Origin of the sequence: Gordonia sp. CPCC 205333, from assembly GCF_048537885.1 — a bacterium.
Classification (GTDB): domain Bacteria; phylum Actinomycetota; class Actinomycetes; order Mycobacteriales; family Mycobacteriaceae; genus Gordonia.
Genome location: NZ_JBCLVI010000002.1, coordinates 331,580 through 353,910 on the forward strand (window position 1 = coordinate 331,580; position 22,331 = coordinate 353,910).

At 62.8% G+C, this 22,331-nt stretch carries 22 protein-coding genes and 1 tRNA gene; 8 read left to right on the forward strand and 15 right to left on the reverse strand.

The features are described from left to right. Positions 1-38: 38 nt before the first annotated feature. The gene (locus AAFP29_RS07070; protein WP_419216644.1) at positions 39-350 is read right to left on the reverse strand and encodes a 4a-hydroxytetrahydrobiopterin dehydratase; all 312 of its coding nucleotides are present in this window, start codon (positions 348-350) and stop codon (positions 39-41) included. A gap of 95 nt (positions 351-445) precedes the next feature. Between AAFP29_RS07070 and AAFP29_RS07075 the strand changes: the two genes are divergently transcribed. The 3 genes from AAFP29_RS07075 (at position 446) to AAFP29_RS07085 (ending at position 1,385) form a co-directional block, all read left to right on the forward strand. Continuing rightward, positions 446-521: transfer RNA gene (locus tag AAFP29_RS07075), tRNA-Thr, on the forward strand. Between the two features lie 354 nt (positions 522-875). Then, complete coding sequence (locus tag AAFP29_RS07080) at positions 876-1,082, forward strand: cold-shock protein (protein ID WP_419216645.1); 207 nt, start codon at positions 876-878, stop codon at positions 1,080-1,082. A 150-nt stretch (positions 1,083-1,232) separates the two neighbouring features. Continuing rightward, positions 1,233-1,385: a hypothetical protein gene (locus AAFP29_RS07085; protein WP_419216646.1), complete on the forward strand. Its 153-nt coding sequence runs from the start codon at positions 1,233-1,235 to the stop codon at positions 1,383-1,385. 10 nt (positions 1,386-1,395) lie between these two features. Here AAFP29_RS07085 and AAFP29_RS07090 read toward each other — a convergent pair whose 3' ends face one another. Continuing rightward, the gene (locus AAFP29_RS07090) at positions 1,396-2,280 is read right to left on the reverse strand and encodes a LysR family transcriptional regulator (protein ID WP_419216647.1); all 885 of its coding nucleotides are present in this window, start codon (positions 2,278-2,280) and stop codon (positions 1,396-1,398) included. A 149-nt stretch (positions 2,281-2,429) separates the two neighbouring features. Between AAFP29_RS07090 and AAFP29_RS07095 the strand changes: the two genes are divergently transcribed. Continuing rightward, on the forward strand, positions 2,430-3,707 hold the full coding sequence (locus AAFP29_RS07095) for an NAD(P)/FAD-dependent oxidoreductase (RefSeq protein WP_419216648.1): 1,278 nt from the start codon (positions 2,430-2,432) through the stop codon (positions 3,705-3,707). A 29-nt stretch (positions 3,708-3,736) separates the two neighbouring features. Here the strand turns inward: AAFP29_RS07095 and AAFP29_RS07100 are convergent, their stop codons facing one another. Next, positions 3,737-5,023, reverse strand: coding sequence for a DNA polymerase III subunit delta' (locus AAFP29_RS07100; RefSeq protein WP_419216649.1), 1,287 nt, complete (start codon positions 5,021-5,023; stop codon positions 3,737-3,739). A gap of 171 nt (positions 5,024-5,194) precedes the next feature. Between AAFP29_RS07100 and AAFP29_RS07105 the strand changes: the two genes are divergently transcribed. Beyond that, positions 5,195-6,655: an adenylate/guanylate cyclase domain-containing protein gene (locus AAFP29_RS07105; RefSeq protein ID WP_419217231.1), complete on the forward strand. Its 1,461-nt coding sequence runs from the start codon at positions 5,195-5,197 to the stop codon at positions 6,653-6,655. A gap of 155 nt (positions 6,656-6,810) precedes the next feature. On the opposite strand, the gene topA is transcribed toward AAFP29_RS07105, so the two are convergent. The 3 genes from topA to AAFP29_RS07120 all read right to left on the reverse strand — a co-directional run bounded on the left by topA (position 6,811) and on the right by AAFP29_RS07120 (position 10,968). Beyond that, a complete protein-coding gene (topA, locus tag AAFP29_RS07110; protein WP_419216650.1) occupies positions 6,811-9,909 on the reverse strand; it encodes a type I DNA topoisomerase in 3,099 nt (1,032 codons plus the stop codon). A 160-nt stretch (positions 9,910-10,069) separates the two neighbouring features. Beyond that, positions 10,070-10,657 (reverse strand): hypothetical protein, encoded by a 588-nt coding sequence (locus AAFP29_RS07115; protein ID WP_419216651.1) that lies wholly within the window; start codon positions 10,655-10,657, stop codon positions 10,070-10,072. 107 nt (positions 10,658-10,764) lie between these two features. Next, positions 10,765-10,968 carry a cold-shock protein gene (locus tag AAFP29_RS07120; protein WP_004022110.1) on the reverse strand — a complete coding sequence of 68 codons (204 nt, stop codon included), beginning with the start codon at positions 10,966-10,968 and terminating at the stop codon, positions 10,765-10,767. Positions 10,969-11,381: 413 nt separating this feature from the next. Here AAFP29_RS07120 and AAFP29_RS07125 point away from each other — a divergent pair, with 413 nt between their 5' ends. Beyond that, entirely contained in the window at positions 11,382-13,697 is a 2,316-nt protein-coding gene (locus AAFP29_RS07125) for a DEAD/DEAH box helicase (RefSeq protein WP_419216652.1), read from the forward strand. Between the two features lie 4 nt (positions 13,698-13,701). Here the strand turns inward: AAFP29_RS07125 and AAFP29_RS07130 are convergent, their stop codons facing one another. From AAFP29_RS07130 to AAFP29_RS07145, 4 genes are all read right to left on the reverse strand, one after another. Further along, entirely contained in the window at positions 13,702-14,064 is a 363-nt protein-coding gene (locus tag AAFP29_RS07130) for an Rv3654c family TadE-like protein (protein WP_419216653.1), read from the reverse strand. Further along, positions 14,039-14,434 carry a TadE family type IV pilus minor pilin gene (locus AAFP29_RS07135; RefSeq protein WP_419216654.1) on the reverse strand — a complete coding sequence of 132 codons (396 nt, stop codon included), beginning with the start codon at positions 14,432-14,434 and terminating at the stop codon, positions 14,039-14,041. The genes AAFP29_RS07130 and AAFP29_RS07135 overlap by 26 nt, the downstream gene beginning before the upstream one ends. A 46-nt stretch (positions 14,435-14,480) precedes the next feature. Next, positions 14,481-14,669: a DUF4244 domain-containing protein gene (locus AAFP29_RS07140; RefSeq protein WP_419216655.1), complete on the reverse strand. Its 189-nt coding sequence runs from the start codon at positions 14,667-14,669 to the stop codon at positions 14,481-14,483. 313 nt (positions 14,670-14,982) lie between these two features. Next, the gene (locus AAFP29_RS07145) at positions 14,983-15,501 is read right to left on the reverse strand and encodes a nuclear transport factor 2 family protein (protein ID WP_419216656.1); all 519 of its coding nucleotides are present in this window, start codon (positions 15,499-15,501) and stop codon (positions 14,983-14,985) included. Positions 15,502-15,543: 42 nt separating this feature from the next. Between AAFP29_RS07145 and AAFP29_RS07150 the strand changes: the two genes are divergently transcribed. Further along, positions 15,544-16,431, forward strand: coding sequence for a helix-turn-helix domain-containing protein (locus tag AAFP29_RS07150; RefSeq protein WP_419216657.1), 888 nt, complete (start codon positions 15,544-15,546; stop codon positions 16,429-16,431). A 2-nt stretch (positions 16,432-16,433) separates the two neighbouring features. Here AAFP29_RS07150 and AAFP29_RS07155 read toward each other — a convergent pair whose 3' ends face one another. The 5 genes from AAFP29_RS07155 to AAFP29_RS07175 form a co-directional block, all read right to left on the reverse strand. Then, positions 16,434-17,012 carry a type II secretion system F family protein gene (locus AAFP29_RS07155; protein ID WP_419216658.1) on the reverse strand — a complete coding sequence of 193 codons (579 nt, stop codon included), beginning with the start codon at positions 17,010-17,012 and terminating at the stop codon, positions 16,434-16,436. A gap of 5 nt (positions 17,013-17,017) precedes the next feature. Beyond that, positions 17,018-17,821 carry a type II secretion system F family protein gene (locus tag AAFP29_RS07160; protein ID WP_419216659.1) on the reverse strand — a complete coding sequence of 268 codons (804 nt, stop codon included), beginning with the start codon at positions 17,819-17,821 and terminating at the stop codon, positions 17,018-17,020. After that, entirely contained in the window at positions 17,815-19,008 is a 1,194-nt protein-coding gene (locus AAFP29_RS07165) for a TadA family conjugal transfer-associated ATPase (protein ID WP_419216660.1), read from the reverse strand. Before AAFP29_RS07165 ends, AAFP29_RS07160 begins: the two co-directional genes overlap by 7 nt. Further along, positions 19,005-20,078: a septum site-determining protein Ssd gene (gene ssd / locus AAFP29_RS07170; protein ID WP_419216661.1), complete on the reverse strand. Its 1,074-nt coding sequence runs from the start codon at positions 20,076-20,078 to the stop codon at positions 19,005-19,007. Before ssd ends, AAFP29_RS07165 begins: the two co-directional genes overlap by 4 nt. Positions 20,079-20,150: 72 nt before the next feature. Next, entirely contained in the window at positions 20,151-21,116 is a 966-nt protein-coding gene (locus AAFP29_RS07175) for an esterase/lipase family protein (protein WP_419216662.1), read from the reverse strand. Between the two features lie 322 nt (positions 21,117-21,438). Here AAFP29_RS07175 and AAFP29_RS07180 point away from each other — a divergent pair, with 322 nt between their 5' ends. Next, the gene (locus AAFP29_RS07180; protein ID WP_419216663.1) at positions 21,439-22,263 is read left to right on the forward strand and encodes an HAD family hydrolase; all 825 of its coding nucleotides are present in this window, start codon (positions 21,439-21,441) and stop codon (positions 22,261-22,263) included. Positions 22,264-22,331 lie beyond the last annotated feature (68 nt).

Here is a 22,331-nt window from a genome sequence, read left to right on the forward strand (position 1 = left end):
CGCCGCCCCGTCCGGCGGCGCCTTTGTCGTATCAGCGGTTATGCCGGATCAGCGCCGAGTTCCGTTGCGATTGCCGAGATTTGGCCGGCCAATTCGACATCGAGGGCGGTCAGCGTGCCGACGCTATGCGTGCTCAACTCGAAATGGATGGTGGCATAACGCAAGTCGATGTCGGGGTGATGGTTGAGCTCCTCGGCAACGTCGATGACTCGTGCGACGAACTGCCCGCCGGTGACCATGTCGCGGGTCAGGAAGTCGGCGTGCACTGAGTTGCCGACGACGCGCCACGGCACCGCGATCACGCGCTCGACTTCTTCAGGATCGATCGGTGCAGGACTATTTGCGGCCATATCCTTCACGATACGAGGATCCAGACCCTACGCACCCGGTTTGGGATTCCGGGTGCCGCCTCGCTACACTCGTGAGCGCTGTCGCGAGGCAGCACGCCGCCTTAGCTCAGTCGGTAGAGCGATTCACTCGTAATGAATAGGTCAGGGGTTCGACTCCCCTAGGCGGCTCCACACAAGTCGACATACTCGTCCTCTGGACACTCAGCTCCGACAACCTCCGGGTTGGCTTCCGCAGCAATTGCATCTCCACGGTCCGCTACGACCTCATCCTCAATCTCGTAGGTGCGTTCGCCACTAAGACTCAGTGTGAACCCAACGGGAAGGCCGAGATGGATCAGTGAGAAGTTCCAGCCACACCGGCGGGTCTAGCTGGGCATTTTCGGCGACTCGGGCCACTTCCCGGCGGCACTTCATTACCCGGACTCATAATTTTTCTACCGCGATAGGGCCACCGGCGACAAAGTGTGAAAGACTGTACTCCGGGATCTATACCTGATCTCTCACTGAAGGAAGTAGTAAAGCAACATGGCACAAGGAACCGTCAAGTGGTTCAACGGCGAAAAGGGCTTCGGCTTCATCGCTCCCGACGACAGCAACACCGGTGACGTCTTCGTTCACTACTCTGCAATCGGTGGAAGCGGATTCCGCAACCTCGAAGAAGCACAGCGAGTGGAATTCGACATCGAGCAGGGCCAGAAGGGTCCTCAGGCCACCAACGTGACCGTTCTCTAAGCTCACGCAACGAGAGCAGTCGAAAGCCCCGGTCACTTAGTGACTGGGGCTTTTTGCTGTCTCAGGTCCTGGACATCTACCCATCGCTCGGCAGCCCGCTGATGACTCCATATAGTGGAACAGACACCCATCGATGGCGAGGAGATCAGCATGTCGAACTTCGGAAAGAAGATCAAAGACGAGGTCAAGGCCGTTTCGGCCGCGATCGAGAATGAACTGACCGTCCTCGAGGGCGCACCCGGCGGCTACGACCCGCTCAAAGAGGATGATGAGGAGACCAGCGCCGACGCCGACGACAAGTAGGTTTCTCGACCTACGAATCAGGCCCTCGCACAAGCACTTCCACCAATTCGGTTAACAGTGGACTTGTCGGTTCGTCGGCACGCTCGACGCCGTTGACCTCGACCTGCAGCATTCCGGGCGACATCGGCAAGGCGCGTACACCGGGTGTCGTCTCCCCCGCGTAAAGCACCGTCCACGCGTCTGGATGGTTCACCAACTCGGCCACCGCCGTGCGATCCGGCGCAATCGGCGCGCCCCATCTCACCTGCAACCCCGCGGCGACGAACGCGTCGTCGATCACCGATCGCAATAACCTCTGCTGAGCAAGGGACGGCAGAAGTAACGGATAGCGTGAAAGCTGTTGCAGATCAACAGAATTGCCATCCGCCAATGGGTGTTTCTCGGATACCACCACCACCAGATCCTCCGACCATAACCGCCGCACGGCGAGCCTGGTGCGACCGCCGGCTTCCGAGTCCGGCAATGATCCCCGAATCAGGGCGATATCGACATCACCAGATCGCACCGAAGCGACTCGTGCGGCGAAATCGCGGATGATGAAATCAACCTCCGCGTCGGGGTGTGCGTCCCGCATCACCGCGATCGCGGCCATTGCCCGGTTGGCGAAGGACATGTTGGCGGCCAACCGAATTCGATGCCCGTCCGGCTGCACGGCGGCGAAGGCCAGTTCTTCGAGGGCCAGCATTTGACGTGCGATCGGCGCCAGCCGATCGGCAGCGTCGGTCGGTACCACTCGCCGCGTCGAACGATCGAAAAGGGTGACTGACAATTCGGCTTCTAACCGTGCGATCTGATGACTGATCGCCGACTGCGACAGATAGTTACGGCTTGCCGCTCGACTGAAGCTCAGCTCCTCACATACGGCCACGAAATAGCGCAACTGCCTCAGTTCCATCCGCCCAGGTTATCGCGATTCATGAGGGATCGAGATAACTGGGTTGAAAACTATGCGCTTTACCTCGGGATAGATCTGCATCAGTGTGTGTGTTGATGATTAATGAGAGACCCGACGCAGAGAGATCAGACGTAGAGAGGAATTCCCCGATGACTACCACCCATACCGCCGACGTTGTGATCGTCGGTTCGGGCTTTGGCGGTATTGCCGCGGCGCGCCGCCTCGCCCGGCGCGGATACCGCGCGCTCGTCGTCAGCGAAACCGCGCATTACCTATTCCAGCCGTTGCTCTACCAAGTCGCCACCGGCATTCTGGAACCTAAGATCATCGCCACCGCGGTCGAAGACACTGTGCCAACCGATGTCGAGGTCCTCAAAGCCCAGGTGACCGGGGTGGACGCTGCGGCGCAGAAACTGTTCGCCACCACAGACGGCCACGACGTCACGATCGAATACAACTGGCTCATCGCGGCAACCGGTTCGGCACAAGCGTATTTCGGCCGACCGGAGTTCGCCGAGCACACTTTCGCTTTGAAGACCGCCGCGGACGCAACGACATTGCGCGACCACATCCACGAGCGTTTCGTCATCGCCGCCGATACGACGGCAGATGCTGCCGCCCGAAATCGAGCGGCCAGCTTCGTCATCGTCGGCGCCGGGGCAACCGGCGTCGAAACAGCCGGTGAGATAGCCGAATTGGCAAAACGGCACTTCCATCAGGACGTTCAGATCACCCTCGTCGACGGCGCTCCTGACGTTCTACCCGCCTATGGTGGCAAACTCAGCGCCTACGCACGTCAGCGGCTGACCGACGCCGGTATCACCGTGATCACCGGCGCGATGGTCACCGAACTCGACGCCACCGGAGCGACCATCGAACACGACGGTGCGCCAACACGATTGGATGCCGACACCGTCGTCTGGGCCGCGGGGATGCGCGCCGCCGATTTCGCGGCGGCACTGGCCGCGACGAGCGGTTGCCCCACCGATCGCGCGGGCAGGCTACTGATCAACAACGACCTGACCGTCGGTGGATACGCGAATGTGTTCGCCATCGGCGACATGACGGCGTTGCACGACTACCCCGGACAGAGCCCGGTCGCCATGCAGCAGGGTCGTCATGCGGCGGACACCATCACCGGAAAGCACCAGCGCGGCACCGAGTTTCGGTATTTCGACAAGGGCAGCATGGCGATGCTAAACCGGCTGGGCGCGGTTACCGATGTGCGCGACACCATCAAAATGACTGGGCCGCTGGCGTGGGTGACCTGGCTGCTCGTACATCTCTACTACCTCGCGGGCCTCAAACATCGCACGCAGGCACTCGCCGATTGGGCTCGCGCGTTCGTTGGACGCGGACGACCGGGATACGCAACGTATGCGCCGATCCGCGTCCCCGATGACGACAAGGAGCGGGTAGTCGCGTAATTAAGGCGGGGCCGTCGACATCGGCGGCCCTACCTTGGCCGTTTACTCCGCATCGCCTGGCCGATTTTCGCAACCATCGCGTCCACCGCGAATTTGGGTTTGACGTTGAGGTCCAACGCTTCTCGGCATTCCAGAACTGCCTCGATACACTGCAGCAGTTGCTCCGGTGAGGCGAAGTCGGCCATCCCGGCGGTCGTGGACTCGACCATGTCCGGATGCATGGACTGCACCCGCGCGCCGGACGCTGTGACCATCGCGTCACGGAACAGTGCCGCGAGATCCACCAGCGCACGGTCAAGTACGTCACGCGATGTCCTTGTGGCGCGCGACTTCTGCCGCTTCTCCAACTCCTTGATGGCGCCCGCCGACCCACGCGGCGCTCGCGCGGCACCTTTGCCGGTGCCACCGGCGCCAAGTGCGGTTTTGAGCTCTTCAGTTTCCACTTCGTCTAGTTCGGCGCTGATCGCCTTGGCTGCTTCTTCGGCCGACCGGACCAGCGCTTCCGCCGCCGCGTAGGCCGTCGAGTCGCGGGTCGCGGCTCGAGCCAGCCCCAAGGCGGCCAACCGCTGAGTTCGAGCTGACGAATCAGTCGCCAGGCGTCGGGCCCGACCGATATGCCCGCCGCATACCGATGCCGCCCAGTGCGCATCCTCGGCGTCGATGCCATCGTGGGTCGTCAGCACATCGGCGATATCGGCCACCGACGCCGTCGTGAGCGCGATATGGCGGCACCGCGACTTCAAGGTGACCGAAATATCCTCCGGGTCAACCGACGGGGCGCACAGCAGGAAAACGGTGCGCGGTGGCGGCTCTTCGACAACTTTGAGCAACGCGTTCGCGGCCTGTTCGGTCAGCCGGTCGGCATCTTCGACGATGACGATCTGCCATCGGCCGGTGCCGGGTCGTCGGCTGGCGGTTTGCACGATATCGCGGATGGCCAGAACCGAAAGGCTCAAGCCCTGCGGTACAACATGGCGAACATCGGCATGTGTGCCACTCATCACAGTCACGCAAGAGCGACATATCCCACAGCCCAGATTTTCTGGAGTCTGGCACTGCAACGCCGCTGCGAAACACGTCGCCGCGACCGAACGACCTGTCCCCGGCGGACCGGTGAACAACCACGCGTGGGTCATCGAAGCGCGCTGAGCCGCGACACTTTCCTCGATCTGACCTGCGTCGGAGCCGAACATCGAGACCGCGCCCGAATTTTGTTCGTCGAGCCGGGCCGAAACCGACAAAGCGGCCCGCGCCGCGGCCGACAAGTCTGCCGCCACCGCTCGCTGGCCGATCAAACGATCGAACACGTTAGTCACAACAACAGACTAGAGGTCATCCCGGACACCCGATGCGAACCGGCAGTGTTTAACAATTGCAAGCAGCCAGCTACCGTTGATGATGTGGTTGCACGTCGCTCGCGGTGGTCGAAGGGTCTACACCTGGCCCGCTGGCTGATCCATACCCCGTGGCCGGTGCTCGCGCTCGACATGCTGCGGGCCAACCTGCTCGGCGCGCTTTTCACCTTCGCATTTCTGCGGTTCGGTATGCCCGACAAATACGCGGTCAGCCTCTCGCAGATCGATGCCCGTAACCAACTGGTCTTCGCTCTATATCTGATCAGCGCGGCTCTTGTCGGCGGTTATCTGAGCATCAGACTCACCCTGCCGGTACTCGTCTGGCATCGCCGACGATCCCGCCTGGATGACACCTACGCTCGACGTCGCGCACTGGCACTGCCCTGGCTGCTGACCGCGTCGAATTTCGCTCTGTGGGCCATCGGCGGCGTTCTGTTCACCTACCTCAACCTCGGCATCAGCGGCCAGCGAGCATTCTTCGTCGCCGGGGCGACGTCGGTCGGCGCACTGGTGACCTGTGTGCTCAGTTATATGCAAGCCGAAAAGGTCCTTCGCCCGATCACCGTCGCGGCGATGGCCAATGACCCCGACGTCGCCGTCGCACCCAGCGTCAGCACCCGAATCACCCTGTTCTGGCTGCTGACCGTCGCGATGCCGCTGATCGTGATCATCATCCTGATCCTGCTGGCCCGGTTTGAGATCGCCGGCGCGACCGCGTCTGAACTGATTCGGCCCATTCTCTGGATGGCCTGCGCCGGACTGGCATTCGGCGTACTCGCCATCGCCCGACTGCTCGCCGCGATCACCGACCCAATCAAACAATTGCGCCACGCCCAGAATGAGGTACGCGCGGGCAATCTCGATATCGCGGTGAAGATCTACGACGGCAGCGATCTCGGTCTGCTACAGGCCGGCTTCAACGAGATGGTGGCCGACGTCCGTGAACGCCAGGCGTTGCGCAACTTGTTCGGCCGATACGTCGGCGAAGACGTCGCCCGACGCGCCATCGAAACCGGAACCGAGTTGGGCGGCGAAGAACGTTATGTCGGCGTCCTCTTCGTCGATATCGTCGGCTCGACGCGACTCGCCGTCAATCGCCCACCGCGCGAAGTCGTTGGGTTGCTCAATGAGTTCTTCCAGGTCGTGGTCGACGTCGTGGGCCGGCACGGCGGCTTCGTCAATAAGTTCCAGGGTGATGCTGCGCTCGCCATCTTCGGTGCACCGCTCGAACTCGACGACTTCGCCGGTCGCGCACTCGCCGCTTCGCGCGAATTGCGCGTGGAAATCGAACGGACACTTGGCAATACCGACTTCGGCATCGGAGTATCGGCGGGTAAGGCGATAGCCGGGCATATCGGCTCGCAGCAGCGCCTCGAGTACACCGTTATCGGCGACCCAGTGAACGAAGCTGCTCGCTTGACCGAGCTGGCCAAGGACGAGCCGACCCGAGTCCTCGGTTCGGCCCGTGCGGTATTCCTCGGCTCGGCCGACGAAGCGGAGTTCTGGGATATCGGCGAAGGCGTCGAGTTGCGCGGCAGGGGAATCGAGACACTACTGGCACGGCCGAAGCTCGATCCGGTCGAATACGGCTGAGCCCCGGCACCTTTCGACAAACCCCACCTTTTCCGCAAACCCCACCTTTTCCGCAAACCCAACCCAGGCGGACGTTCCCGACCCTGAAAGTGGATCGGGAACGTCCGCGCGTGTGGGGTTTGCGGTGGGGCGCACTCGATGATCGGAGGGGGCCGCTACTCCGCGGTCGGCGGGGGAGTCTTTTTTGCCGCTGCCTTCTTCGCGGGAGCCTTCTTCGCCGCCGTCTTCTTCGCGGGAGCTTTCTTCGCTGGAGCCTTCTTGGCCGCCGTCTTCTTGGCCGCCGTCTTCTTCGTTGGAGCCTTCTTCGCTGGAGCCTTCTTCGCGGCCTTCTTGACCGGTCCGCGCGCCCGACGATCGGCGAGCAATTCCATTGCGCGGTCAGGAGTGATCGTCGCGACGTCGTCAGCCTTGCGCAGGCTGGCGTTGGTCTCGCCGTCGGTCACGTAGGGACCAAAACGGCCCTCTTTGATGACCATCGGCTTTTCACTGACCGAGTCGTTGCCCAACTCACGCAGCGGCGGTGCAGCAGCCGCCCGGCCCCGACGTTTGGGCTCCGAGTAGATCTTCAGCGCCTCTTCGAGAGTCACGTCGAATAGCTGGTCCTCCGACGTCAAGGACCGCGAGTCGGTCCCCTTCTTCAGATAGGGACCGTAACGCCCGTTTTGGGCGGTGATCTCGTCGCCGGATTCCGGGTCGACGCCAACCACCCTCGGCAACGACAGCAGCTTGAGTGCGTCGTCGAGAGTCACCGTCGCGATATCCATCGACTTGAACAATGAGCCGGTACGCGGCTTGGGGCCGGTCGCCTTCTTCGCGGCCTTCTTGGTCGCCTTCTTGGCGGTCGTCTTGGCAGTTTTGGTGGCGACTCCGCCCGACGCCGGATCATCAAGGGACACTGGAGCTTCCGCATCTGATCCGGACCTACCGCCAGGCGTAGCGCCGCCATCCCGTGGCGTCGGGCCAGGGGGCACCGTCAGCGCGGGCGCGGGCGTGCCGCCTTCGTCACCGTCATCGTCCGGCGTCGGCAGGATCTCGGTGACATATGGACCGAATCGTCCTTCCTTCACAACGATCTCGTGCCCGCTCGCCGGGTCGACACCCAACACCCGCCCCTCTTGCGGTGTGCTGAAAAGCTTTTCAGCTACCTCGAGAGTCAACTCGTCGGGAGTCATATCCGACGGCAGATTGGCCCGCTGTAAATCCGGCTCGGCGTCGGGACCGGCGACATTGCGCTCCAGATACGGTCCATAGCGGCCGACACGCACGTAGATCGGCCTACCCTGCTCGTCGTCGAACAGGTTGATGGAGTTCACTTCTCGCGCGTCGATACCCTCGAGATTGACGCCGACGAGGGTCTTGAGCCCACCGAGTCGCGCGACATCGGATCGCGCACCATCGGTCGAAGTCGTTGCCGGCGTGGCAGCTTCGTCGCCGTTACCGAAATAGAACTCAGTCAACCATCGCGTGCGATTCTCGTTGCCGCTAGCAATCTGGTCCAGGTCGTCTTCCAACGACGCGGTGAAGTCATAGTCGACGAGAGACTCGAAATGCGCTTCCAGCAAACCGATTACGGCGAACGCGATCCACGACGGAACCAGCGCGCTCCCCTTCTTCACCACGTAGCCGCGGTCCTGAATGGTGCCGATGATCGACGCGTAAGTCGAGGGCCGCCCGATGCCGAGTTCTTCAAGCGTCTTCACCAACGAGGCTTCGGTGTAGCGGGCCGGCGGATTGGTCGAATGGCCATCTGCCTCAAGGTCATTCGCGGTGAGTGCCTGTCCCTCGACCAGGTTCGGCAGACGCGATTCCTCGTCGTCGGCCTGCCCGCCAGCCTGCTCGTCGACCGTCTCGACATAGGCAGACAAGAAGCCCGGGAAGGTGATAGTGCGGCCGGACGTGGCGAAGGTGCAAACCTCGCCGGTATTCGCGGTGCCCGCGATTCGCAGACTCAGCGTGGTGCCTTTGGCATCGGCCATCTGCGACGCGACGGTCCGCTGCCAAATCAGTTCATACAGCCGGAATTCATCCGACGACAGCGCCGCCGCGACCGCGCCCGGAGTTCGGAACGATTCGCCAGCTGGGCGGATCGCCTCGTGTGCCTCCTGCGCGTTCTTCACCTTGCGGGTGTACTGACGTGGCGTCGGATGCACGAAGTTGGCGCCGTACAGCTCAGTGGCCTGCGCACGGGCAGCACTGATCGCCGACTCCGACAGCGTCGTCGAATCGGTACGCATATAGGTGATGTAGCCGTTCTCATACAGCCGCTGCGCGATTCTCATGGTGCGGTCCGAGGAGAAGCGCAGTTTACGGCCGGCTTCCTGTTGCAGCGTCGAGGTCATGAACGGCGCGTATGGGCGACGCGTATACGGCTTCTGCTCGACCGAGGTGACCGACATCGCGGCACCGGTAAGACCGGTGACAAGTGAACGGGCGCGGGTCTCGTCCAGCACGACGACGGCATCGGCCTTCTTCAACTGGCCACGGGAGTCGAAATCGCGTCCGGTGGCGACCCGTTGATCGTCGACGTTGACCAGGCGTGAGCGGAATGTGCGGGGCGAGGTCGTGGCATCGGCAGAGCTATCACCGGCGTCCATTGTCGCGGCGATATCCCAGTAGTCGGCTGACACGAAAGCCATGCGCTCACGTTCGCGTTCGACGATGATCCTCGTCGCCACGGACTGCACCCGGCCCGCCGACAGCTTCGGCATGACCTTTTTCCACAGCACCGGCGACACTTCGTAGCCATACAGGCGGTCGAGGATGCGACGGGTCTCCTGCGCGTCTACGAGGTCGATATCCAGGTCGCGCGGGCTCTGGGCGGCAGCCTGGATCGCCGACTCGGTGATCTCGTGAAAGACCATCCGCTTGACCGGAACTTTGGGCTTGAGAGTCTCCAGGAGGTGCCACGCGATGGCCTCCCCCTCGCGGTCACCGTCTGTCGCGAGATAAAGCTCGTCGACGTCCTTGAGCAGTGACTTCAGTTCGGTCACCGTCGACTTCTTGTCGGCGGAGACCACATAGAGCGGCTCGAAATCGTCGTCAACGTTGACACCGAGACGCGCCCACGGCTGCCCCTTGTACTTCGCGGGGACATCGGCCGCACCGCGGGGCAGGTCGCGAATGTGTCCGCGCGACGATTCGACGACGTAGTTGGCACCCAGGTAGCCGGCGATCTTACGGGCTTTGGTCGGGGACTCGACAATGACGAGCCGCCGGATTGGCTTCGTCGGTGCAGCAGTGTCAGTCTCGGCCACGGGCGCCTTTCGCGTTGTTCTTCGGTATACGGATTGACCGAAGAATAGGAGTTCTTACACGTCGTTGTACCTTATATATAGCGTGCGCTGCACATCTGATTACACATTCCGTGCGCCAGATATTCCCCTGTATCTCTGTTTTCACCCATCGAGCCGCAGGTCAGGATAGTTGAGGGGCCGGCCAGTTCGAAGTAGCGCCGGGTTGTGTCGGCGCGGGGCCGATTGTCTCGCTCAGCCGAGTGAGTCGACGCTTGCCGGTGACGCATAGTGCGGGCGAACCACCTCGCGCACCAACAATAATCGGAGCGATACCGACCCGCATCAACGCCGTCGCCAAATGCGGATGCGTATCGGGCGCGTGGGGGTCCAGAGCGAGGAGATATCGGGCGCCCTCTCGATGTCCACCAGCGATCACCCAGAGACGAATCGCGCGCGGCGTCGGTATCCAACCTGGCGGCACTGTCTTTACCGCCCCGGTGGACCAGCTGCGATGCAAAGCGGTCAACCTGGGGGTTGGCAGCGTACGGGCCATCGGCGAACCCTCGTCCGAGTGAACTGTCTCCGATTCCAACCCGGCCGCAGTCAGCTCCGCGACCAGCACATCGGCCCGCCACTGGTCGGCGACGACCACCGAAACCCGCGCCCCGGTCGCGGTATGTACCGACTGCCCATTGGCCGCGAGCAACCCCGCTACATCGGCGAGCGCGGGCTCGTCGGTGTCTGCGGAGAACATCGCGATTTGGGACATGAGTCGAGTCTAGTGTCAGTCGCTCGGGCGCCTGGAACACAAATCCCGCCCCCGATCCTTCGACCGGGGGCGGGATTGCGCAAGCTCGTCGTTTGAGCGAACGAGTCCTAGACGGCGCGGACGCCGGTGGCCTGCGGGCCCTTGGTGCCCTGGCCGACCTCGAACTCGACTCGCTGATTCTCTTCGAGAGTGCGGAAACCGGATCCCTGGATCTCGGAGTAGTGGACAAACACGTCGTCCGAACCCTCATCCGGTGCGATGAAGCCGAAGCCCTTTTCCGCGTTGAACCACTTCACAGTTCCCTGTGCCATTACTGCATTCCTTTACATACAAACCAACAGAGGCAACACGATGGTCTCGTGCCGTTGGCCGGTTCCGACGCCATACATCAAAAAGCCTGGACGGACCAAACTAACCTCAGTACCACGTTCGCAACAACGATTCCCCTCAGAGCCCGGATTGAACCGGGACTGACCAGAAGCTGCGACCGCTGCCAAGTCAACCACGTTCAGACGGTTCACAACAGTCACTAGATGCAAACTGAGTGAAAACCTGGTGTTGTTCAGCGAGTCGAAACCAAACAGTTATCTTTTCCCGCGGCTTTTAGGTTGCGCATCATCGGCGATGGGTGATTACACACCCACGGCAAGCCCTCGTCCGCCCGATCTCTACCCACCGATAACATCGACGCAGACGAGACAATATTCAGTGAACGGTCCGGTGCATGCGCAAAGTAGATTTCGGCAGCGAGTTGCTGACGCGCACTCTGGCGGGGATACCGGCCGACAACTCTCCCCTTAGGCACAGCTCGGTGATACCGGCCCGTCGTGCCTCTTATCAAGAGTGGCCCGCGTGGGTTGATCCATCAATCACGAATGCCTATGCCGCACAAGGAATCACGCAACTCTGGCAACACCAGGCCCTGGCCGCCGAGCTCGCCCACGCAGGAAACCACGTCGCGATCGCCACCGGCACTGCGTCGGGAAAATCGCTGGCATATCAGGTTCCGATCCTGTCCGAGTTTCTATCCAATCCGATTGCCTGTGCACTGTATTTAGCTCCGACCAAGGCTCTTGGCGCCGATCAACTGCGATCACTCGCGACCCTGCTAGCGGGCCGCACGGAATTCTCCCATTTGCAACCCTGCGCGTACGACGGCGATACTGAACCGGATATTCGCCAGTGGGCTCGTGCGCATTCGCGATGGATCTTCACCAATCCAGACATGTGCCATATAGGTATATTGTCAGCGCACGGAAAGTGGCAGCATTTCTTTCGAAACCTTCGCTTCATCGTCGTTGACGAATCACATCACTATCGCGGTGTATTTGGTTCGCACACGGCACTTGTACTGCGCCGGATCTTACGAATCGCGCGCGCACTGGGCGCAGAGCCGGTTGTCATCGCCGCAAGTGCGACCAACGCGGATCCTGCCGGGTCGCTGACCCGGTTGATCGGCGCACCCGCCCGGTCCGTCGCCGAAGACACCTCTCCGCACGGTGAACGAACGGTCGCACTTTGGGAACCCGACTTTGTGCCGGCGGTCAGCGGCGAAAACGACGCACCCGTTCGACGGGCGGCCGGAGCCGACGCGGCTCGCCTGCTGGCAGATTTCGTCATCGAGGGCGCTCGAACGCTCTGTTTCGTACGTTCTCGACGCGGCGTCGAGATAACCGCCCGAACGGCACGCGACCTCCTCGCACGGGCGGCCCCCGACCTGACCGATCGGATCGGCACCTACCGAGCGGGCTATCTCGCCGACGACCGACGACGCCTCGAACGCGCCATCGCCAGCGGTGAATTGCTTGGTGTCGCGACGACGAACGCCCTCGAACTCGGCGTCGACATCAGCGGCCTGGACGCCGTCATCGTCGCGGGTTATCCCGGCACCGTCGCGTCATTCTGGCAACAGGCCGGACGGGCCGGGCGACGCGGCGAGGCATCGACGGTCGTCCTGGTCGCCCGCGACGACCCCCTCGACACCTACCTGGTGCATCACCCCGAAGCGCTGCTCGACAAGCCCGTCGAAGCCACCGTGATCGACCCGACCAACCCATACGTGCTTGATGCGCAATTGCTATGTGCCGCATCTGAACTACCGCTCAAAGACCAGGACATTGAACTCTTCGACGCTCACGACGCGGTCGAACGGCTCAGCGCCGCGGGCCTTCTCAAGAAGCGGCCAGCGGGCTGGTATGTCACTCCCGGACTTGATCCGCATTCCGACGTCGACATTCGAGGCGGCATCGGTGGGCAGGTGCTGATCGTCGATTCAACGACGTCGAGATTGCTCGGCACCATCGACACCGGTCGTGCGATGTCATCAATCCATGCCGGTGCCGTCCATATCCACCAGGGAGTCGGCTACGTGGTCGATGAGTTGGACCTCGATGAGGGCTTGGCCCTCCTGCATCCAGAAGAGCCGGACTGGACGACGTCGGCTCGCGAGATCACCGAGATCACTCTCACCAAAACCGTCGAATCCCAGCATTTCTCCGATCTCGCGCTGGCCCTGGTCGAGGTAGACGTCACACATCAGGTCGTCGGCTATCTTCGTAAGTCGTTAACTGGTGAGATCATCGACTCGGTGCCACTCGATATGCCCGAGCAGACGCTGCACACCCGAGCGGTGATGTACACGCTATCTCCCGACGCGCTCGAAGCGGTCGGCGTGAGCGTCGGCCAGTTTCCGGGAGCACTCCATGCCGCCGAACATTCCGCGATCGGCATGCTCGGGTTGGTCGCGACCTGTGATCGCTGGGATATCGGCGGACTGTCGACCAATATGCATCCCGATACCGGGCTGCCGACCGTATTCGTCTACGACGGCTATCCCGGCGGTGCCGGATTCGCCGATCGCGGCTATAGCGCCTTCGCGCAATGGATTACAGCGACCCGGGACGCCGTTTCCGCCTGTCGTTGCGAACGCGGTTGTCCTTCGTGCGTCCAATCACCCAAGTGCGGCAACGGAAATGAGCCGCTCGACAAGCGCGGCGCACTTGCCGTGCTCCGATTGCTGAGTCGGCTGGTTCAGCAGTAACACCCTAATCAACCGGGCCCGCACGAGCAGACGCGCTAGCTTCGCGGCTTCCCCAGCGCCCCAACGCTATATCAACGACTACTGTCACCAAAACGTCGTCGCCGATGACGTCGCAGCGACCGACCCGAGCGTCGATTCGCTGACGCCGCACCACGTCGGCAACCCGGTCGCACGCATCCTCGCCGGACACCTGAGAGACCGCACCACCCAACGCCGCGAGGTCGGCAGCCGACTGCGCACGATGACGACCGACGATCGTCGCGCCGACATAGAGCAGCAGTACGACGACTATCGTGAACGCACCAATTGCCCACGCACCCAATACTGTTGCCGATCCGTCGTCATCGGCCAGCCGACGAACCGGCATCGTCTCCACTGCTCTCCGCTGTGCCAGGTTCGCGTACCGCTGTGTCGGGTTCGCGTGCCGCTGTGTCAGGTTCGCGCGCCGCGAGGGCATAGGCGCGAATATCGACGCCTGGGAGCAACGCGACTCTTGTCTCTACGATCACCTCGATGAACTCCGCTGACGAATCATTCACCGAGATAGAGGCCCCCGCAGGCGCAACCCGCCCGCCAACCTCCCGAGCCGTCGCGTCGCCCGCAGCGGCGAGGCGTGCCACTTCACGCGCCGCATCGACGCAGCGCACCTGCGCCGAAACTGCCGACACCCCAACGATTCCCATCATCAGAACCGTGACGATCGCCGCTATCGCATAGGCCGACTCCACAGTTGACATTCCGGCATCGTCGTCGCGTAGACGCCGGGCTATTCGCACCACGCGTCTACCCCACCGATGTCGACAATGCTTTGGTGATGATGCCGGTCAACGCACTGACCACATTGTCACCCGTGACGACCGTGTACAGCAGCGCACCGAATGCTGCCGCGGCGATCGTTCCGATCGCGTACTCAGCGGTCGACATACCGTCATCCTCGACAATTAGCTTGCGCCACAGCGATTTCTGAATCATGATCCGTCCCCTCCCGCGGTTCGCCGATCGAACCATTCGATCATTAGACGCAGCGTCGGGCCGTTTGGATCCATCGAGGTTTGGGATGCGGAAATATCGTCCCCCTCAATGGGATTCGAGGGTATATTGCCCTTTGGAGGCGGTCAGGGGGATGAGATTTACTGTTGGCCGGCGAGGGTAGGTGGAGCGGAGGGGCAGGTCGGGTAGTTCGTCTCGCGGGGTCTCGATACACCGGCAGGCCCCCAAGCTCGCACGTCAGCACTCGACCAACGGGCGGGAGTATGTCCACATGGCGACAAATCGACCAGCGAAGTCAGAACATCGTGTTGTTATTTGCTGACTTCTCCGGGACCGGCTGAATTACGTCCCAGTGCTCCACGATTTTTCCATCCTTTACGCGGAAGATGTCGACTATCGCACTCCCCCGGTCATCGGGCCGTTCGGTGGCGTGGACATGCAAATAGACCAGGTCGTCGGTAGCCGCGCTGCGCACGATCCTCGACCGCTGCGCCGGATTATCCGCGAAGGACTTCTTGAAGAAGGATACGAACGGCGCCTTGCCATCGGGAACATTCGGATTGTGCTGGCGGTAGTCGTCGGCGACCACGCTCGCGGCCTCATCGACCTGATGCTCGTTGAAGAAACGATCGTAGAAATCAACCACCAGCTTCCGGTTGGCCTGCGTGGCATCGTCGGCCGAATGACTCGACGTCGGTGAGACAGCATCGTCGGTTCCACAGGCGAGCAGGAGTGCCGCGAGACCCACTACGGTGATTGCCAGCAGTACCACCCGTGGCGCGAGAGTCTTGGAAGCAGCGAAAGAACGAGTCATACTTGTCAGATTAAGAAGTCGATCAGCCGAAGTCATGGTGTTATGGCGTCAATCGATAGTCAAAATCAGCCATCGTCGATCCGGACCGTGCGATACAAGCCATCGGCGGCATCGACCGGTCCGGTTGAACTGCGCCGAATCGCCGACCTCGCGAAGGCTGCCGCGACAGGTGAGTTCACAGGCACCCAACGCCTGGGCTTCGACCTGATTCTCCACATCGAGTCCGGTCACACCACCCATGAGGTGGACTTCACGCGCTACCGTCTTGGCCCGGGCGACATCCTCTGGGCCCACACCGGGCAAGTCCAACAGTGGGGCGATATCCACGCCATCGATGGTCACGCACTCCTGGCCAACGCCGACGCGCTGGCACCTGGAACCCACGCGCTGCTCACGCAGCTCGGCGTGTATTCGCGGGTGCACTGGCCGGCGGCAGCCGGCGAAGATTCCGAGCTGTCCCAGATCTTCGACGCGATCAAGGCGTGCGCGGCGGTAGATGCCGACAACTCTTCTGCGGCGCGCGACATGGCTATCGCCCACCTCGCGACCGCGGCCATACTCGTGTTGGCTGAAGCCGAACACAGCGCATCATCGATCCGGCCGCCGCCGAACGAACGACTACAGCAGTTCCACACGGAGGTCGACCAGAATTTCGCAACCGACCGAACGGTTGAGGGGTACGCACAACGCCTGCATTGCTCGCCTCGCACACTCAATCGCCTGGTCCGCGATCAGACCGGCCGCTCCCCCAAAGACATCATCGACGACCGCGTCGCCCTGGAAGCGCGGCGTCGACTGGCGCATGAGGACGCGGGAGTAGCAGCCATCGCCCGGAGCCTGGGATTCGATGATCCGGCGAACTTCACCAAATTCTTTCGACGCCGGACCGGCTTAACCCCCGAACAATTCCGCAGCGGTTACCGACGCTGAGTTCACAGACCGCCAAGGACTGTCCCGGCCAGACCGATGACGACCGGAGCGATACCAAGACATACAAATGCTGGCAGAAAGCAAAGCCCGAGGGGCCCGCTGATTTTCACGCCGGCACGTTCGGCTGCGGCCAAAGCGGAGTCGGCGGCACGCTCACGAGCCCGCGCCGACAGGTCGGCCAACCCCGCTGACATCGATGACCCGGCTCGCGCCGAGCGTCGGGCGAGGACTGCCAATTCTCCGAATCCCTCAGTCTCCCTTTCCAACTCATACCATGCTTGATCCGCATCGGCGCCAAGTCCGAGCAAGTCAACCGAACGTCGTAGCGATGTGGCGAGCGACGGTGGCAATCCTCGCACTACCGCCAGTCCCGCCGTCCGCACTGGCAACCCGGCCCGCAGGCAGATGGCGAAGAGGTCGTATGCGGCAGCGATTTCAAATGGGTCGACGCGGCTTCGCGAAACTCCTATCCATCGCGGCTCATGCGTCGCGGAACGATACTCGATAACCCGGTATAGCCACCAACGCGGCGGGGGCCAGACCCACAGTGCGAGCGCACCTGCCAGCACCATGATCAGCATCGGCACTACCCCTGCGCCAGAACATGGTCGGCGATCCGCAGCGACCACCACACTCCCGCCGCACCGAGCGCGGTGCCGACGACGAGCAGTATGCCGCCGATTCCACCCCGGCACAGAACGACCACCGGCTGCGCGCCGAGTGCTTGCCCGAGCCCGATGCCGAGCACTGGAAGTAACGCGAGCACAGTTGCGGTCGCACGAGGGCCCGCGAGTCCGGCATTCGTCCGCGCGGCAAAAGACCTGCGCGAGTTGAGATCGGAACGAACCGCGTCGAGCAGATCCTTGATCGGAACACCGAATTCAGACGCGATTTCCCAGGCGAGCGCGACGCGTCGCCATTCGGGCTCGATCGAACTCCCCTGCCATCCAACGCCATTCCCGATCGATCCACCGAGCGCGGTCCGCGCGGCGATCGTCCGCAACCGTCTGGCGACCACCGAATGCCGTTCGGTGAGTTCCTGTCCGGCGAAGGCGAACGCCGCTGGCGGCGGTGTGCCGATGGACAATTCGGCGGAGATCGCCGACAGGGCTGCTGCCAGGGCCTCGCGCTCCTGTTCACCTCGGCTGCGGCGAACCAATCTGCGCCGCAGCCAGATTGACAGGGCGGTCAGGACCGCGGCAGACAGTCCGACCGAGGGCCCGACGGCCACCGCGAACCCTAGTGGAACAGCACCAAGGCCGACCACGCCGAGTCTTCGCGACTTCCGCGCCTCGCTGCCGACCACAGCGCCAAGGCGGTATCGCGACTTCGGCAGTGGCCACCACAGAACGCCGAACGCGCCCACCACACACCACAAGCCGCTCACCATGCCGACCGCCGGCTCAGGATCTCCTCCAGCAACGCGCGCCTGGTGGTGAATCCGCTCTCGCGACGCCAAACCGATTGCACCACAACAAGTCCGTCGGTACCTCGCTGAACCAGACCGATGTCGGACAGTCCACGGCTTCCGTCTGGGCGACGGGCGACACCAAGGACTATCTGTATGGCGGCGGCCAATTGGCTGTGTAACGCCATCCGGTCCATTCCGCCAAGCGCGGCAAGCGCTTCCATCCGAGCGGGTACCTCGGCTGGCGAGTTCGCGTGTAGGGTGCCCGCTCCGCCATCGTGACCGGTGTTCAACGCACTGAGCAGATCGACAACTTCGGCGCCGCGAACCTCTCCGACTACGATGCGATCCGGCCGCATCCGCAGAGCCTGCCGCACTAGGACGCGCATCGGTACCTCGCCTACGCCTTCGACATTCGCCGTGCGCGCAACCAGCCGAACCAGATGCGGATGGGCTGGCGCCAGCTCCGGCGCATCCTCGACGCACAGCACCCGCTCGGCCCGATCAACGATACCGATCAGCGCGCTGAGCAGAGTCGTCTTGCCCGCACCGGTACCACCCGAAATGAGGACGGTGAGACGAGCTCGCACAATCTGGCGCAGTACGTCGACTACCTCACCGGGCACCGCGCCGCGTCTGACCAACGCGCCGAGATCCTGTGTGGCCGAACGAAGTACCCGTAGCGACAGACAGGTGCCATCCGGCGATATCGGTGGAATCACGGCGTGTAGCCGCACCGTATATCCGCGGCGCCCGACGTTGGCAAGGTGCCCATCGACCCACGGCTGCGCGTCATCCAGCCGCTTGCCCGCGCTCAATGCCAGCCGGGTGGCCAACCGGCGCACCGCCGACTCATCGTCGAATTCTATTGGCACCAGCTCCAATCCAGCCCCCCGGTCAACCCACACTCGCCTGGCCCCGACGAGAATATCGGCGATATCCGGCTCAGCCAAGAGTTCCTCCAACCGCCCCGCTCCTACCAGTTCGGTTTGAAGAAAACGCAGCGCCGCAAGCAGGTCGGTGTCACCGAGTACGCCACGGGACTCAGATCGAATCGCGTCGGCGATGAGCGCGGCGGTCGGAGTCCGGGCATCCGAGGCCAATCTGTTGCGCACCCGCTCGAGTAGCGCTTCCCGGTCCGCCGCGGGCGTCGGCTCTACAACAGTCACCCGGCCACTCCGTTCGCCCGTATCGCCCGCGCGACGACGTCACTCGCGGCGTGCCGCAACGGTTTTCGCATGAGTCGTGCCAGCGGAGCAGATTCGAGTCGCGCCGGCAAGCGGGGGTCGGGCCGATAGGCGGTGAGCAGCCGGACGTCGACGGCTCGCGCGACCTCGTGCGCCCGCAACCCGCCGAGTGTCGGCCCGCGTACTGCGACTTCGACGGCAGACATCGCGCCGAGTAGATGTGTCCGCACCGCTCGCGCTGCTGCGACCGCGACGACGCTGGCGCCGGTCACCACCACGACCACATCGACACCCGCCAGGGCCGCCCTCGTCAGTTCGACGTCAACGCGCGGCAAGTCAACGATCACGATGTCGCCCGCGGCCCGCCCGGCGTCGATGACCGCACTTAGCGCCGCAGGCGCGATAGGCCGTGGATCATCGCGGCGGGCGACGAGTACCGACACTCGGTCACTCGCTTTTGGAAGCGCGTCATGTAGTGCGGCAGAGGCGATTTGACCAGTTGATGCCGTCAAGTCCTGCCACCTCAGTCCGTCGACCGCCTCGACACCGAGAGTCAGATCAATCCCGGCTCCAACCTCGTTGGCATCGACGAGCAGCGTATGTCGTCGGGCGCCGGCCACCAATGCGCTCGCAGCGGCCAGAACCGTCGCACCGGCGCCTCCGTGCCCGCCGACGATCGCGACCGCACAGCCGGCCGCGACCCGGGGCATCCGACTCTCGGTGAGATGCCGTACCAGTCCCGCTTCGTCGCCTGGCAGTTCGAAGGCAGCGCCAACGCCCAACTCCACCCCGGCCCGCCATACGCGCGCGGACTCGGCAGCCGACGCCACCAACACCACACGATCGCGGCGCGGCATCGAATATTCTTCTAGCGCAAGCATATTCGATGGATCGACGATAGCCGCTCGACTCGATCGCCACGCTCGCCCGCATGACATGACGTCGGCGGCGATCAATTGATACCCCGCTGCCGCGGCGCATTGGGCCACACTGTCCCGCAAATCGTCGGAAACCAGCGCCAGCAGGTCGTCGTCCATGAACACCAGTGTCACTGGCGGACACCCAGCTATTGCCGCACAGAGCCTTTTGGCGGCGTTTGTGTGGACAGCCGCCGAACCTGTGGACTATCCGGTAAACGGCGGCACCACAGCACACGGCACCTTTACCGGATGCTCCGGATCCAGTGCGTTGAGGGCCAAATATGCCGCACGCCGAGAACCGGCGATCGCCATATGATCGCTGTAATCGGTTGCGCAAGAGTCCTGTACGACGATATTGCGCACCGACTCGCCTGGACGGCCCGGCACCTGACCACTCGTATAGGGAATCACCGCTTCGTCGTAGCGAGTAGAAATATTGGTGTAGTCGATACCCGCCACATACGGTGATCCGCCCGTCCAGACAGCATCGTTGGTCTTCGAACCCGGCATCATCTGCGAACATGCGGTGCAGACCGGCACCCAGCGATCACCGCCCGTCAGCCGACCCAGATACCGGCTCGGGGGAGCGAAAAGATCGCCGCCGGTCCCCCGCCAGAGCGGCGCCAACGATACGTACTTGGTCACGAACTTCGCTCCGCCGAGCTTCTTAAGGTAGTACGACGGCATGTAGGTTCCCTGCGAATGTCCAATGATGTCAACGGTTTTCGCGCCCGTCGTGGCAAGTATCCGCGCTACGAATCTTTTCAGCTGCGCTGCCGATGCCGGGATCGGACCCATCCCACCGACTGCGGTAGCCGGCCACGGCAACCCGGCGATGGCTCCATAGGTCAACGCGAAAACGCAATAGCCACGATTCGCCAACATCGGAACATATGCGCCCCAGTTGGTAGTCCGGGCACCACCGGTGCCGTGTACCAACACGACCGGACGCGGATGGGCCGACGTCGGCTTGCAGGTGAAATCATTTGAGCCCGGCAATGATCCGCCGGGATGAGTGAGTTCATAAGGGATACCGCCGAAGAAGTTGTAGTTCTCCTGGAGTCTGTTCGACGGTGCCGCGCCCGCGGAGCCCGTGCCGCCGAGTACCACCGCGAACACCGCCGCGGATACGATCAGGGATAACGCTCTACGGTCGGATATGCACTTCATATATGGACGCTCCTCGACGGGTCACAGACCTTGGTGACGCTAGCCGGACGCGCCGAGGTATGCGGACAGAATGACAAATCTGTCTCAAATGAGGAGAAAAGACCAGGAAACACCCTAGAAAGGGGACGACCCCGGCCAGGGGGGGAGGAGGCCGGGGTCATCGCGTTTCAGCCCCGGGGGGTCGGGCTGAAAGGCCCCGGTGAAGACCGGGTAACCAAGACTATACACACGGCCAGAGAATGATTGCAACTACAACCAAGTTGGGCGATCCGCGGCTACGGAAAGGCGCGCGTTGACGGATTCCGGGACGTACGCTGACCTGGTGACCAACCAGTCGGCACCCTGGAATGCGCCGCGAATTGCCGCCTTTTTCGACCTCGACAAAACTGTCATCGCCCGTTCGAGTGCGCTCGCGTTCACTCGCCCGTTCTACGCCGAGGGCCTGATCAACCGACGGTCGGTGTTGAAGTCTACCTACGCGCAACTGATGTTCCTACTCACCGCTGCCGATCATGACCAGGTCGAGCGACTGCGCGCACACGTCACCGACATGTGCCGCGGCTGGGACGTCGAGCAGATCACCTCGATCGTCTCGGAAACTCTGCACGACATCGTCGAGCCACTCGTCTTCGCCGAAGCAGCCGAACTAATCGCTTCGCATCAGGCCAAAGGCCACGACATCGTATTGATCTCGGCGTCGGGTATCGAAATGGTCGAGCCGATCGGCGAAATGCTCGGCGTCGACGCTGTTCGCGCGAGCCGGATGAAGGTGGTCGACGGCCACTACGCCGGTGAGCTGGAGTTTTACTGCTACGGCGATGCGAAGGCTGTCGCGATGTCCGAGTTGGCCGAGTCGGCCGGCTACGACCTTGATGCCAGCTACGCCTACTCCGACTCGATCACCGACCTGCCGATGCTGCTCGCGGTTGGGCACCCGACCGCGGTGAACCCCGATCGCGGCCTCCGCAAAGAGGCGGCCGATCGTGGCTGGCCGATCCTCGCCTTCGATCGACCGATCGCGCTCAGCGGTCGGCTGCGCGAGAATCGGACCGCGATCGCGGCAGCGTCGGCGGCGACCGGAATCAGCGTCGCCGCGGTGGGCGCACTGGTCTATTACGGCTGGTGGAGGCGACGCGAGTCGGCTTGAGAAAACTCGTGACGCACAACGCTTGATGTGATCTGCCTCACGGTGTACAAAAGGTGTTACGGAAACCT